This window comes from Pseudomonas sp. KB_15 (assembly GCF_052114525.1).
Classification (GTDB): domain Bacteria; phylum Pseudomonadota; class Gammaproteobacteria; order Pseudomonadales; family Pseudomonadaceae; genus Aquipseudomonas.
On sequence record NZ_JBFREX010000026.1, the window covers coordinates 12,488 to 25,665 of the forward strand.

The window sequence follows — 13,178 nt, forward strand, 5'->3', positions numbered from 1 at the left end:
GGAGTTGTCATGCATTATGTAAGCACTCGCGGTGGTGACATGCGTGCTGATTTTCGCAGTGTGGTTCTGTCGGGGCTCGCCGAAAATGGTGGTCTCTATGTCCCGGCCAGTTTGCCTGTCTTCACCGAGAAACAGATTGCCAGCTGGTCGTGGTTGCCGTTTGATGAGTTGGTCTGGCGAGTCATTTCGCCTTTCGTTGGCTCGTCCATAGACGAAAACACCCTGCGTGCCTTGCTCAGCGACAGCTATCAACAATTCAAGCACCGTGCTATTACGCCGCTTGAGCAGATCGGGCATAACGAGTGGATACTCCAGCTGTTTCATGGCCCGACCCATTCTTCCAAGGATTTCGCCGCGCAGTTGCAGTCGCGCCTGGTCGAGCATTTTCTGGAGGAGGTCGGTAAAGAAGCGTTGGTGGTCGGTGCAACTAACGGTGATACCGGCGTCGCGGCGCTTGAAGCCTTTGCTAACTGCCCGGCCGCCCGCATGGCGATACTGTATCCGCGCGAAGGGCTTGCGCCTGAGCAACTCAGTGCCTTGCAGGCAGCCGGCCCGCAGCGGGTTCAGCTGTTTGCGGTTGACGGTAATTTCGATGATTGCCAGACGCTGGTCTCCCGACTCTTGCGTGAGTGGCCGTTGGACGGAGTGTTGCCGATCTGTTTCAACTCGACCAATTGGATCGGCGTCCTGGCCCAGATCGTTTTTTACTTCCACGCGGCCTTGCAACTGGGCGGTGGCTCGCGTCCCGTTGGCTTTAGCGTTCCAGCTGCCAGCTCGGCCGAGATCTACGCCGGCTACATTGCGCAGAAAATGGGATTACCCATCAATCAGGTGATCATTTCCACCAACAGCAATGATGCCCTGCACCAGTTTTTTCATTGCAATCGCTACTCCACCCGGATGACTAATCGAACAGTGTCGCCGGCGATGGACTTCTCGTTGTTTTCCAACCTGGAGCGGTTTATCTGGGCGATTTACGAGCACGATGGCTGCTCAACAAAAGCACTGATGGAGCATTTTGAAAGTTGCGGAGAAATGAGCATCGGCAACCAGCAATGGCTGCGTGCTCGAGTACTCTTCGATTCCTATGCCGTACACGAATCCCAGGTGCGCGATGAGGTAGTCGAGCTGTTCCGCGAGACAGGCTCAGCCATCGATCCTCACACCGCTGTCGGTGTACTGGCTGGCAGGCTTCATCGCCGCAGCCTGGGTGCGCCGATGGTCACCTTCGGGCAAATTGCGCCAGCCAAGTCGGCGGCGCTGTTGGCCGAGCTGGGCGTCTGGCAAGCAAGCGTTCCGAGCAATGTCGAGGTGCGCGCGCAACCACCGTACCTGGCCAAGGGCGATCTGGACGGTCTGTGCCAGGCTCTTTGTCTGGCGCAGCAGAGGCTTGCATGAAGCGCATTCTGGATCCGTTGGATGAACGCATACTGGCCGAACTTACCGCCAATGCGCGAATAGCCCATATCGAACTGGGTGCCAAGATCAACTTGTCGCGCAATGCGGTGCGCCAGCGCATCGAGCGTCTTGAGCGCGACGGTGCGATCCAGGGCTATACGGTACTTCTCGGTGAGTCGCGGCGGCCTACGTCGCTTATCAGCGCGGTGATCTTCGTCTACCGCTACGACCGCATGCGTGGCGAAGAAGTACTGGCTGCGCTGCGCTCCATTCCCGAAGTCGTGCAATGTGAAGTACTCAGTGGTGAGTTCGATTTAATGCTGCGCGTGAATGCAGCCACACCTGAACGTGTCCATCTCGTGTGGAAGGAAATCGCGGCCATGCCAGGGGTGGAAAATACCGTGACATCGTTCGTCCTTTCTGCGGTGTTTTGACAACTGAGTAACTGCATTGACCTGACCAGCCATTTGCATCGGACTTGACCAGCACGCTTCGTGGACATGACCGGCAGAGAACGACCCATAGCGGCCCTCCGTGAGGGGCAGAAACCGGCCAGAAGCGGACCTTCAAATCATCTACTAAACTGTGGTCGATTCAGTATGATGGGACGATAGCTATGAGGTTTTATGTTCTGGCTGCGGTAGTGTTAGCTGCTGTGTGGATATGGAGTAGTGTTGTCACTGAAAGCCAGCAGGTGAATTATTTTTTGGTTGATGGTGTGAAGTACTGTTTGAACTCAGATGTGATTTCAAGAGGAGTTAGTTCAGAAGAGGAGCGTCAGTCGATTTTGATCAGCGGTGTAGATATCGTTGGCAGCAATGTTGAGAAGATTAGGGTATTTCTTGAACGTAACGATGCTGGAATGAATGACCCAGGTAGGTCTACCTACGAGTTCATCAAAAGTAGCAGCGGTACCTTGGAGTTGGTGGAGGCGACGAATGATTTCGTGGTCTTTCGCTCTGATCAAGCTGACCTAAAGAAATTTCTGATTTTTAAAGATTTACGCGATTATGAGTATTTTCGCTTTGACTGTATGTTTCAGTCTATCTGCTCTATTCGTGGCGCGTACGAAGGAAAAATTAGTTTGAGCGTGGATTTTCATCCTGGTGAAAAAGTACTTTCTAATGTTGAGGTGTTGAAGCTTTATCGGGCGGTTAAACATATTGTCTTCGGGGCTTTTGTGATGCATCAATGTTGAGTTCATCGCTAAAGTAGGTTTTTTCTGAATATGCTACTGCCCAAACTCTGGAGCAGCAGGTCTATTGCGTCGAAGGTCAAGGCGCTGTCTATTGTGTTCTTACCTTTGGTGTACGCGAACTGTTGGATGAGCTGAATCGAATGTTCGAGCAGCACCTTCTTCCATCCACCCAACTGAAGATCAATCCCATCGTCATAGATCCGTTTGACATTGGCAACGCCGTACTTGGCGATTTCTTCGAGTAAATCTTCGGCAAATGCTGCAGCGGTAAGTCTTCTGTTCCTTGCGTGAATTTGGAAGTGACTGCTTCTGGCCGAACGCGAACTTGGCCGAGCGTCTGCTACTGGCCGATTTGTGCCTGTCGCGAAGGGCAGAAATCGGCCGATTCTGTTGAAAAAGTCGGTTCGCCAAAACAGCCTAGGTAATTTCACAGACTTGCCCACCCATTTGCATTCGACTTGACCAGTCATTTGCATCGGATTTGACCAGCATGCTTCGTGGCCATGACCGGCAGAGAACGACCCAAGTCGGGCAGTCGGGGGCGTAGTGACAGCGGCTTAACCGTTGATGGTGATCGTGCTCAAGGATCACCGGTTGAAAATGAGGCTATGCTGGAAAAAACATCGAATTTGTACATGCCGGACAGCCAGTTACGGTGAAAGTCGAAACATTCTTATTTTTGGTGGTGGAGAAAAGAATGGGTACTAATGCATCAAGTCTTTCTAGGGCTTCCTATAGAAGTTTTGCGATAATTAGTCTTTTTGGTTATTTCGCGTTTGCGGTTGTTATGTTGTGGTATCAGTCGTCGGCACAGGTTCCAAATAAGTTGAATGAATCGTCGGGTGTGCTTTCGGAGGAAAGGGTTAGAGGTAAGCTTATGACCAAAATCACCGATGGTGATAATGTGTATTGGTTCACCTGTGCTTCGAGTTTGAGAGGGTATTCGACATGCATCACGAAGCGAAAAAGTTCTGAGTTATTGGGCCGGCATGCAAGTGTTTTCTGGTATGACCAAAAAATCTTTCCTGCAATAGAGCAGCGGAAATTGGTCGTATTGGTGGTGGAAGGGAAAGAAATTATCAGTAGGGCGATGTCCGAGGAGCGGCTGGCTGGGGGTAAGAAAAGTAGTTTCTGGGTGCTCGGTGTCGTTGGTCTTTTAGTGATCTGCGTTTCTGCTTTCTTTTTAAAGAAGGCAAGGAGGCGTTAAAGTGGATGCGAAAACTGTAGATGCTATTTCCAGTGTGCTGGCTTACCTAACTACTCCAGTGGGTTCGGCGCCAGTTATTAACGAGGATTGATTTTGGCATAGGATATCTACGATTAAGCTAAGGGGCGGCAGCACGCTGATCAGTTCCGACAACCATCCAAGCATAGCTGCTCATTTGCTGATCGCTCCGCTCACCGTCTGCTTTTGGCCGAAAGCGGACTTTTTCGCCTATATGCTAGTTGGATGAGCCCCTACAAAACCAAGCTAATCAACAAGCATATGCATCCAAACGGCAAGTTTAGCTTTGTGCCGCCATTCGTTCCGATTGCTGGATAGCAGGCTTGGGCAATGCCATGCGGAGGCTTTCGCGATACTGTTCTGCCGGCGCTTCGTGGGTGACCTCGACGACAGCATCGTAATTTTCTCGAATGACAGCTTCGATCTCAGCAATGTCCGCACGGAAGAACTCCTTGCGTCCGTTGACCTTGTTGAGGCGACCTACGGCAAAGCGTTCGTGCAGTTTTGCTTCCAATGCGGGAGCGTTATTCGAGAAGACCATCGCATGCACGTCAAACCAAAACGGCACCGACGCGTCACCAAGCTCATCAACCCGATCCATGGGCTCCAGGCGGCGGGTCATACCAATCTTGTAAATCCCTTCCCCGAATGCCCCTAGGTTGGAGATCACATACACATAGCCGGCTTTGGCATTCTGTTCGCGATAGTCAATGAGCTTTTCTTCGCTCTCCAGTTCTGCTCGGCCGGCTTCAATCTCGGCTAGCTTGGCTAGCAGGGCGGCGCGCTCTTCTTCAGATTCTACTTTGTCGAGGCGAGCTTGGAGGTCACGCATGGCGGTCGTAAAGTGTTTACGTTCCTTGGCGATTTTCTCCCGGGCTGCGCGAATCTCTTGTTCAAGCTTCTGTTGTTCCCGCAGCTCTTCACGGGCGCGCTTAGCTTCTTCCTTTTCCTCCTGCTTCTTGATCTGAAACTCCTGGGCAAGGTGTAGTTCATCGAGCTTGAGACTCAGGTAAGTGCGGGATATCTCTACGCTCATAATCTTGCCTAGCCGGTTGCAGGTTTCGAACGACTTGAGAATTCGTTTTTCGCCCAGTTCGACGTTGTCGAATTTCACGTTGTCCACACAGAAATCGGCTTCGTTGTTGAACGAGCGAATCACTAGCTTGATCATGTCGTTCACGAGCTTGCGACCTTGGGCCTTGCTGTCGTTGACCGTCCAGTCCATGTTCCCGGTCGCTGCCTCCCCGCCCTTAATCATCGCTTTCTGACGGTCGCGGACACTGTCCAGTCTGGACTTGTATTCTTGGCTGGTGATTAACTTGAACTTGGGTTCATAGAGCGCAAAGCTTTCTAGTAGTAACGTCTCCTCCCATACGAGTATCTGCCCTTGCAAATCAGAGGAGCGTTGCGCTAGCGCTGCCACCTCCTGCTCAGCGCGCTCAGTTTCTTGGTGCATGGCAGCAAGCTTCTCTTTCTCTTGCTCGATCAGCCTCTGAACCTCCAAGAAGTCCATGGCGCCGATCTTCATAGTGAGCGCTTGTAGCTGCGCATACTGCGTTTGGAGATCCGTAAGCTGGACTTCCAAATCATCCGCACGTTGCCGGTGAGCGGGGCCTTTCCAATAGTCGCTAAGGGACATAGGTTCCTTCCTCGTTTCTGAGATATTCCTAATGCATGGCGGCAGAGCGGGCTGCACGCCGCGTTACTCTTACGTTTTTGACTCTGTACCCACGAGCAAACTCCTGGCGTGCCCGTTTTTCGTTATGACGAAACCCTTCCCCGTGGCGATGAGCGCAATAAGACGCGGGAGTCGCTTGCGAGCTTGGCTAACTGAGAGTTTGGTTGACTGACTTCCTCAGGGCGTGAAGCTGCCTTTCACAGAAGGCAGCTAGCGGCCAGAGGCGGGCACCTCTGCATCTCACAAACGCGACTCTCAGGCGCGCTTGGGAAGCTTCCAGTTCGGGCGGATGAAGTGGCATGTGTAGCCATTCGGTATGCGTTCGAGGTAGTCCTGGTGCTCCGGTTCAGCTTCCCAAAAGGGCCCCGCCGGTTCGATTTCGGTGACTACCCGGCCTGGCCACAGGTGTGAGGCATCGACATCGGCAGCGGTGTCCTCGGCGATGTCGCGTTGCTGTTCGCTGAGGTAGTAGATCGCTGAACGATAGCTGGGGCCAAGATCATTACCCTGACGGTTGGGCGTGCTGGGGTCGTGTATCTGGAAGAAGAACTCAAGAATCTGCCGGTAGCTGATCACGGCAGGGTCGAAGACGATCTCGATGGCTTCAGCGTGATTGCCATGGTTGCGATAGGTGGCATTCGGCACATCGCCGCCGGTATAACCGACCCGCGTGTGCAGCACACCGGGATAGCGCCGTAGCAGATCCTGCATACCCCAGAAGCAGCCGCCGGCGAGAATGGCAGTTTCGGTTTGTCTGGTCATGGTCTGTCCTTCCTTTCGGAGACGTTGGGTATAGCCATTGTTATGAGGGCGTGTTGGCCAATTCCAAGGTTTCGTGCAAACAGTACTGGAATGATCGCTTTTGGCCGCTTTCTGCCTGTCGCCGATACCGGTGGCAATGGGTAATTCTTTACCGATCCTGGTTACGAAGCGTGCTGGTCAAATCTGATGCAATCGATGGTCAGGTCGAATGCAAACGGGTGATCATGTGAAGTGCAATTTCGCAGACAACATCGTGCTTGGGCAAAACGCCCAGCTAATACAGCACTCTGCCATATTCAACTGCCAAATCCCGGCTCTTAGGATGTTCCTATCGAACGACATCAATATAGGAACAGCGTTTATGACTGAGTACAAAATTGCCTTGGTAGGGTTTGGTGGCGTGAACCGTGGCTTCGCTCAATTGGTCGCCGAACGTAATGCCGAGTGGAAAGAGGCCCTGGGCTTCACTATCAAAATTGTCGGTGTCACCGATCTGTTCCTCGGCTCAATCGTCGCTAAAGACGGTCTGGATGCGAAGCAGCTGGTTGCGCTGCCGGTTGAGAAAGGCGCATTCGCTCAACTGCCCGGCGGCAATGCTGAGGCCTTCAACGAAACCGTGATCAAGCATTCCGGTGCAGACATCATCGCTGAGGCCACTTTTACCAATCCAGTGGATGGCGAGCCTGCAACTACCTTTTGCCGCTGGGCCTTGGAAAGCGGCATTCATGTAGTGACAACCAACAAGGGCCCTATTGCGCTGCACGGTGCCGAGCTCAAGGCGTTGGCCCGTCGCAACCAGGTCGCTTTCGAATACGAGGGGGCGGTGATGAGTGGCACCCCCGTGATTCGTCTGGCCAAGCAGGCCTTGGCGGGTGCCAGCGTACAAGGCTTCGAAGGCATCCTGAACGGCACTTCCAACTACGTGCTCACCCAGATGAAAGACGGCCTGGCGTTCAACGATGCCGTCGTACAAGCGCAACAGCTCGGCTATGCCGAGGCAGATCCAACCGCCGATGTGGAAGGGTTTGACGTACGCCTCAAGGTGGTGATCCTGGCCAACGAACTGCTCAATGCACGACTGAATGTCAGCGATGTAGCGTGTTCGGGTATCAGCAATATCAACGCGGAAGATATTGCCCAGGCAAGTGCCAATGGCGCGAGCTGGAAACTGATTGGCTCAGCCTATCGTGAAACCGATGGTTCGGTTCGTGCGAGTGTCGAGGCCCGGCTGCTGCCGAACTCACATCCTCTGGCAGGTATTGTCGGCGCCACGAATGCCGTGTCGTTCAATACTGGACTGCTGGGCGCTGTCACCGTATCGGGCCCGGGAGCGGGGCGTATCGAGACGGCCTTCGCATTGCTGTCGGACATCGTCGCCATTCACACCACCTACGGCAAATAACAGGAGATAGTCATGAGCGTATCCAGCATGGCCAGTATCCAGCTTGTTGAATCCAAACAGATTGATGTGTTCAGTCCATTCGATGGTCGCTTGGTAGGGAGCGTCCCTTGCCTCGATGCGACCGCAGTTCCGGGCTTGCTGGAGCGCGCGCGAATCGGCGTGCGCGAGAGTGCGGCAATGCCTCGTCACCTGCGTGCGCGCATTCTTGAGGACGCCGCCCGGTGTGTGGAGCTTGAGTCTGATGCGTTTGCCAGGCTGATCGTTGCAGAGGCGGGAAAAACGCTGCGACAAGCAGAGAAGGAAGTGAAGCGTTGCGTGAACACGTTGAAGCTCTCGGCGGAAGAGGCACGTCGTAACGCCGGGGAAGTGATTCCATTTGGGGCTTATGAAGGATCGGAGTCGCGTCAAGGTTGGTTCACGCGGGAACCGTTGGGGCTTATCGTTGCGATCACTCCCTACAACGATCCGCTGAACTTGGTCGCCCATAAACTCGGCCCGGCAATCGCCGGTGGCAATGCCGTGATTTTGAAACCCTCGGAACTCGCTCCATTGTCTGCTCTCAAGCTCGTTGAGTGCTTGGTGAAAGCGGGGCTTCCACCCTCTGTGATTACCCCGGCTACTGGTGGCGTCGACCTGGGTAAAGCATTGGTGGAGGTTCGCGAAGTCCGGATGATTTCCTTTACGGGTGGTTTTGCCACGGGTGAGGCCATTGCTCGTAGTGCCGGATTGAAGAAGCTAGCAATGGATCTGGGAGGAAATGCCCCGGTTCTTGTGCTTGAAGATTGTGATATCGAACCGACCGTGGAGTCCTGTGTGTCTGGTGCCTTTTGGGCAGCAGGGCAGAATTGCATCGGCACTCAACGCATCCTTATACATAGTTCAATTTATGAGGACTTCCGTGAGCGTTTTGTCAGCCAAACGCGCGCTTTAGTAGTGGGTGATCCTGACCAGCGAGCAACGGATGTAGGCCCGATGATTACGGAACAGGCGGCCCGTCGTACCGAACAATTGGTCAACGAAGCACTGGCCGAGGGGGCCGTTGTTCTGTGTGGGCACCATCGCCAAGTGGGAAGCTATGCGCCGACCGTGCTTGAGCATGTGAGGCATAGCAGTACGATTTGGAAGCAGGAAGTCTTCGCGCCGGTGGTTATCCTGGAGCCTTTTGACCATCTTGAAGACGCTATCGCTCTGGCTAACGCAACAGAGTACAGCTTGCATGCAGGTCTTTTCACACGTGACATTTCCAAAGCTTTGAAACTAGCGCGTCAGATTGAAGCGGGTGGTGTGATGATCAATGACTCTTCCGATTATCGTTTCGATGCCATGCCTTTCGGTGGTTTTAAGTACGGAAGTCTGGGGCGCGAAGGTGTTCGATTTGCGTATGAGGACATGACGCAGCCTAAAGTGGTCTGCATCAGCGAGCTGGATTAAACCTACGAAGTAAATTGCCATCGGCTCACATCGGGTGGAGGCTTTTTTCTGACGCCCGATGTCCCTTGTGCTAAAAAAATGGAAGTGGGTCGCACGAACTTACACAGAAGTGCACGCCCGATGCTTTGTGAGATATCCTGACCTCAACTGTAAAGCGGTGAACGGACAACTTCTTTGGTTCACCCTATCTCACATCTGCATGCAATCATTTACGAGGTTAACCGTGTCCAAGCTCGCAGAGTTTCGTCAACTCGAAAAAACCTAGCCGAACAACTCCAAGCTCTCGAAGCCCTGAAAGACGATGCTGGGCTCAAGAAAGAAATCGAATTCGAGACTGTGCTATCACCAAATTAACTAATCCTTATAGTGATGCCCTGACCACCAATGGACAATCAACTGGCTGGGTTCCCGATACCTCAATGGTCTCGATCAGGTGCTGGGCAGCCTTACGACCGATCTCGTAGTACGGCAGTTGCACCGTCGTCAACGGCGGGATGAACAGCTCAGCGATACCGATCATATTGTCGTAGCCGAGCACGGCGACATCGTCGGGAATTTTCAGACCTCGGCCCAACAACAGCTGATAGGCACAAAACGCAATGCGGTCGTTGCCACAGATCAGAATGTCGAACTGGGGACGACCATCAATGATATGCCGGTCGAGGATACCTGCGGTTTCACCATAGGCATCATGATCGGAAAGGTTGTATTGCAGGAGCGCGTCAGGCGCCAGTCCGAATGCCAGACAGGCACGCTGCAGGCCTTTTTGCCGCAGGCCCCAGGCCAGACTCTGTTTTGGCAGATTGATGCACAGAGGGCGCCGATAGCCCTGGCTCAACGCATGATGTACCGCTCGATACTGCCCTGTTTCGTCGTCTGGCACATAACTCACCAAGCGACTGTCATCTGCCAGGCAATTAGCTAGTACCAGGGGTTTGCTCTTCAAGCGCTCGGGAATGTTCACGTGGCGAAACCCCATGGCGCTGAAGATCAACCCGTCGGGACGGTGCGATAGCATCAGGTCGATATTCTGGTCGGTGGGCGGGTTGCTTAGCAGGTTGAGGATAAATACATTCCAGCCTGCTTGCTGCGCGGTCTGTTCGATGGACAGCAGCAACTCGACCGCGAACGGTGTGGTCGCGGTGTCCAGCGCGAACACACCGATGGTTCGGCTCTGGAGGTTGTCGCCGCGCATCTTGCGCGCCGACAGGCTCGGTACGAATTGCAGTTCATCAATGGCGCGACGCACCCGCAGAAGGGTTTCGGGACTCAGTTTTTCCGGATTATTGAGCGCTCGAGAAACCGTCATCAGGGACACGCCGGCCAGCTGTGCAACGTCTTTCACTGAAGTCATGCGAGGCGAGGCCGGTCAGGTTGACGCAGAATCATGACACATGGCCCGGGCTTCTCGCGACTCGAATGACGCCGCTCATAGCCATCCCGAGTCGAGAGGCCATGCCTTGGGAATCGAGACACGCCCGCCACTCCCGCTCGCAATGAGCTTCACACCCAGACTGCCAGGCTGGGGGTAGAGGCGACTGCTGAGGCTGAAGCGCCCGTTTTCGTCGAACACCTCGATGGACGAGCGATCGAGGAACACCCGCAGTTCCAGTCGCTCTTGTGTCGGGTCTATCGACACGCTGCGTTGACCTGTGACTTGCGCACCCGAGCGGCTGCGGTCAAGCACCAGACGCTGCAGTGATGCATCGTAATAGAGCAGGGTTTCTTCATGACCATCATCGCTGCAGCGCAACGCGATTCCCAGGCGGCCGTCGGTGCAGCCGAGCAAATCCAGATGCACATGGATTTCGAGCCTGTCGCCATTCACTTCCCGCACCCATCGGGCTCCCGAACCATCCCACCAGGACGTGCCCGGCAATGGCGCCTTGCGCAGTGCGGTGAGCTCCCGCGCCGGATACACGCAAAGACGATCTGCATGCAGTTCAAGTTCGCGCGGCAACCCGAGCATGCCGCACCAGTGATGGGCCTGGCTCGGCATCGGGCTTTCCCACATGTCGAGCCACGCCCACACAAGGCGCCGACCGTCGGAGGCCAGTAGCGTTTGCGCGGCATAGAAATCGTGGCCGTTATCCAGCTCGATAAAAGGCCCGCCGGTGAAGTGCCATTCGCTGTCGAGTCGGCCCACTCGATAACCGGTCTGGTACTTGTTGAGCCGTTCGTAACCCTCGGGTTGCATGCCCTGGGGGGAGTACAGCAGCACATCGCGTCCGTTGAGTCGGAACAGATCCGGGCACTCCCACATATAGCCATCGCCCTCGCTGCCGCTGGACACATAATCGAGGAACTCCCAGGCGTACAGATCCGTGGAACGGTATAGCGGCAGTAGCGGTTTATCACCCAGACGCGCGCCGGCAATCAGGTACCAATAGTCATCCTCCTGCCATACCTTGGGGTCACGAAAGTGCATTATCGTATCTTGCGGCGCGTTCTCGATGACGGCGCCATGCTTGACGAAGCGAATGCCGTCAGTGCTGGTGGCCAGGCACTGGACTTGGCGGATCGAGCGTTCGTCACCCACTTCCCCCAGCCAGGTGTGTCCGGTGTAGATCAGTGCCAAGGTATCTCCGCACACCACGGCGCTACCGGAAAAACAACCGTCACGATCGAAGTCATCGCCGGGTGCTAGCGCAATGGGTAGGTGCTGCCAATGAACCAGATCGGCACTCTTGGCGTGCCCCCAATACATCGGGCCCCATTTCGCTTCGAAGGGGTAATGTTGATAGAACACGTGATATTCGCCACGAAAGTACACTACCCCGTTAGGATCGTTCATCCAGCCTGCCGGGGGGGCAATATGATAACCGGGTCGATAATCGTGGATGACGCGAGTCAGACCATCACTCAGCGCATGCTGCGCAAGGTCAAGGGCGGAAGACATTGGGTCGTTCATAGGATTCAAATACACAGTCATAGGGCGCTTGCTCGTGCCGAACGCAGAGAGACGCCATCCGGAAGGGTTTCAATGGCTTTTGGGTGGCGCCTCAAGGCCGTGCCCTCGGCGTCGAACAGGTGCAGGTTGTCAATGTCCAGCTGCAGTTCGACCCGATCGCCCACCCGCCATCCGGCGTTGACCTCACAGCGACAGATCAGTGGGTCGTCCTGACCTGTCTCGAGGTGCACATACGTTTCGCTCCCCAGGTATTCGACCCCGGTCACGATGATACCGACAGCTCCCTGCGCCGCCTTGAGTGACATGTGTTCCGGGCGAATTCCCAGGCTCAGCGGGGCCTCCGCCGCCAGGTTCGAGCTGTCGAAGGGCAGGGAGGTCATACCCAAAACGGGAGTATCAACCAGGCTGGTTTCACCCGGGGCATGCAGGCGTGCCGCCAGAAAGTTCATTCTGGGCGAACCGAGAAAACCGGCGACAAAGCGGCTCGCCGGGCGCTCATAGAGTTCACGCGGTGAGCCGACCTGCTCTACGCGACCGCCATTGAGCACAACAATTTTGTCGGCCAGGGTCATCGCTTCCACTTGATCGTGAGTGACGTAGATCATGGTCGAGCCCAGTCGATCATGCAGCCGGGCGATTTCGTTGCGCATCTGCACCCGCAAGGATGCATCCAGATTGGAGAGCGGCTCATCGAACAACAAAATGTCCGGCTCACGCGCCATGGCTCTGCCCATTGCCACACGCTGGCGCTGCCCTCCAGACAGTTCTTTTGGCTTGCGTTGCAGCAGTTTGTCCAACTGAAGGATTTGCGCCGTTTTCAGCACCCGCTCGCGCAGGCTGCTCTTTTCAGTCTTGGCCAGTTTGAGACCAAAGCTGATGTTGTCGTAGACGCTCATGTGCGGGTACAGCGCATAAGACTGAAACACCATGCCGACGCCACGCTCGCGCGGCTCCAGGTCGTTGACCCGACGCCCGTCGATCAACAGGTCGCCGCCGCAGATCGAGTCCAGTCCGGCGATCAGTCGCAGCAGAGTCGACTTGCCGCAGCCCGAAGGGCCAACGAACACCACGAACTCACCCGCAGCGATCTGCAGGCTGACGTCGCGAAGAATCCGCGCGCCGCCCAATTGTTTGTTCACGTTGTCCAGTTTCAATTTGATCACGATGCTGTTC

General features: G+C 54.9%; 11 protein-coding genes and 2 pseudogenes. 7 read left to right on the top strand and 6 right to left on the bottom strand.

The window, feature by feature from the left end; translation table 11 throughout:
• Positions 1–9: 9 nt before the first annotated feature.
• The 3 genes from thrC (at position 10) to AB4Z35_RS19605 (ending at position 2,596) form a co-directional block, all read left to right on the top strand.
• A complete protein-coding gene (thrC, locus tag AB4Z35_RS19595) occupies positions 10–1,398 on the top strand; it encodes a threonine synthase (protein ID WP_442098784.1) in 1,389 nt (462 codons plus the stop codon).
• Positions 1,395–1,832 carry an Lrp/AsnC family transcriptional regulator gene (locus tag AB4Z35_RS19600; RefSeq protein ID WP_030130664.1) on the top strand — a complete coding sequence of 146 codons (438 nt, stop codon included), beginning with the start codon at positions 1,395–1,397 and terminating at the stop codon, positions 1,830–1,832. Before thrC ends, AB4Z35_RS19600 begins: the two co-directional genes overlap by 4 nt.
• 182 nt (positions 1,833–2,014) lie before the next feature.
• On the top strand, positions 2,015–2,596 hold the full coding sequence (locus tag AB4Z35_RS19605; RefSeq protein WP_442098786.1) for a hypothetical protein: 582 nt from the start codon (positions 2,015–2,017) through the stop codon (positions 2,594–2,596).
• Between the two features lie 53 nt (positions 2,597–2,649).
• On the opposite strand, the pseudogene AB4Z35_RS19610 reads toward AB4Z35_RS19605, so the two are convergent.
• Positions 2,650–2,889: pseudogene (locus AB4Z35_RS19610) on the bottom strand (NYN domain-containing protein); the annotation flags it as partial.
• Between the two features lie 404 nt (positions 2,890–3,293).
• Here AB4Z35_RS19610 and AB4Z35_RS19615 point away from each other — a divergent pair.
• Positions 3,294–3,803, top strand: a complete 510-nt coding sequence (locus AB4Z35_RS19615) for a hypothetical protein (RefSeq protein ID WP_442098788.1) — start codon at positions 3,294–3,296, stop codon at positions 3,801–3,803.
• A gap of 298 nt (positions 3,804–4,101) precedes the next feature.
• Here the strand turns inward: AB4Z35_RS19615 and AB4Z35_RS19620 are convergent, their stop codons facing one another.
• Both AB4Z35_RS19620 and msrA read right to left on the bottom strand, forming a co-directional pair.
• Positions 4,102–5,460 carry a DUF4041 domain-containing protein gene (locus AB4Z35_RS19620; protein WP_442098789.1) on the bottom strand — a complete coding sequence of 453 codons (1,359 nt, stop codon included), beginning with the start codon at positions 5,458–5,460 and terminating at the stop codon, positions 4,102–4,104.
• Positions 5,461–5,754: 294 nt separating this feature from the next.
• Complete coding sequence (gene msrA / locus AB4Z35_RS19625; RefSeq protein WP_108215682.1) at positions 5,755–6,261, bottom strand: peptide-methionine (S)-S-oxide reductase MsrA; 507 nt, start codon at positions 6,259–6,261, stop codon at positions 5,755–5,757.
• A gap of 361 nt (positions 6,262–6,622) precedes the next feature.
• On the opposite strand from msrA, the gene AB4Z35_RS19630 reads away from it, so the two are divergent.
• The 3 genes and pseudogenes from AB4Z35_RS19630 to AB4Z35_RS19640 form a co-directional block, all read left to right on the top strand.
• A complete protein-coding gene (locus AB4Z35_RS19630; protein WP_442098839.1) occupies positions 6,623–7,663 on the top strand; it encodes a homoserine dehydrogenase in 1,041 nt (346 codons plus the stop codon).
• Positions 7,664–7,675: 12 nt separating this feature from the next.
• The gene (locus tag AB4Z35_RS19635) at positions 7,676–9,094 is read left to right on the top strand and encodes an aldehyde dehydrogenase family protein (protein WP_442098791.1); all 1,419 of its coding nucleotides are present in this window, start codon (positions 7,676–7,678) and stop codon (positions 9,092–9,094) included.
• A 223-nt stretch (positions 9,095–9,317) separates the two neighbouring features.
• Positions 9,318–9,436: pseudogene (locus AB4Z35_RS19640) on the top strand (transcriptional regulator); the annotation flags it as partial.
• A gap of 19 nt (positions 9,437–9,455) precedes the next feature.
• Here AB4Z35_RS19640 and AB4Z35_RS19645 read toward each other — a convergent pair.
• The 3 genes from AB4Z35_RS19645 to AB4Z35_RS19655 all read right to left on the bottom strand — a co-directional run bounded on the left by AB4Z35_RS19645 (position 9,456) and on the right by AB4Z35_RS19655 (position 13,168).
• Entirely contained in the window at positions 9,456–10,448 is a 993-nt protein-coding gene (locus AB4Z35_RS19645) for a LacI family DNA-binding transcriptional regulator (protein ID WP_442098793.1), read from the bottom strand.
• A 75-nt stretch (positions 10,449–10,523) separates the two neighbouring features.
• Complete coding sequence (locus tag AB4Z35_RS19650; protein ID WP_442098794.1) at positions 10,524–12,026, bottom strand: glycoside hydrolase family 32 protein; 1,503 nt, start codon at positions 12,024–12,026, stop codon at positions 10,524–10,526.
• Positions 12,023–13,168, bottom strand: a complete 1,146-nt coding sequence (locus AB4Z35_RS19655) for an ABC transporter ATP-binding protein (RefSeq protein ID WP_442098795.1) — start codon at positions 13,166–13,168, stop codon at positions 12,023–12,025. Before AB4Z35_RS19655 ends, AB4Z35_RS19650 begins: the two co-directional genes overlap by 4 nt.
• Positions 13,169–13,178: the final 10 nt, after the last annotated feature.

Coding starts and splice junctions, on each gene's coding strand:
- thrC (WP_442098784.1), top strand. CDS start 10: ATGCATTATGTAAGCACTCGCGGTGGTGACATGCGTGCTGATTTTCGC.
- AB4Z35_RS19600 (WP_030130664.1), top strand. CDS start 1,395: ATGAAGCGCATTCTGGATCCGTTGGATGAACGCATACTGGCCGAACTT.
- AB4Z35_RS19605 (WP_442098786.1), top strand. CDS start 2,015: ATGAGGTTTTATGTTCTGGCTGCGGTAGTGTTAGCTGCTGTGTGGATA.
- AB4Z35_RS19615 (WP_442098788.1), top strand. CDS start 3,294: ATGGGTACTAATGCATCAAGTCTTTCTAGGGCTTCCTATAGAAGTTTT.
- AB4Z35_RS19620 (WP_442098789.1), bottom strand. CDS start 5,460: ATGTCCCTTAGCGACTATTGGAAAGGCCCCGCTCACCGGCAACGTGCG.
- msrA (WP_108215682.1), bottom strand. CDS start 6,261: ATGACCAGACAAACCGAAACTGCCATTCTCGCCGGCGGCTGCTTCTGG.
- AB4Z35_RS19630 (WP_442098839.1), top strand. CDS start 6,623: ATGACTGAGTACAAAATTGCCTTGGTAGGGTTTGGTGGCGTGAACCGT.
- AB4Z35_RS19635 (WP_442098791.1), top strand. CDS start 7,676: ATGAGCGTATCCAGCATGGCCAGTATCCAGCTTGTTGAATCCAAACAG.
- AB4Z35_RS19645 (WP_442098793.1), bottom strand. CDS start 10,448: ATGACTTCAGTGAAAGACGTTGCACAGCTGGCCGGCGTGTCCCTGATG.
- AB4Z35_RS19650 (WP_442098794.1), bottom strand. CDS start 12,026: ATGACTGTGTATTTGAATCCTATGAACGACCCAATGTCTTCCGCCCTT.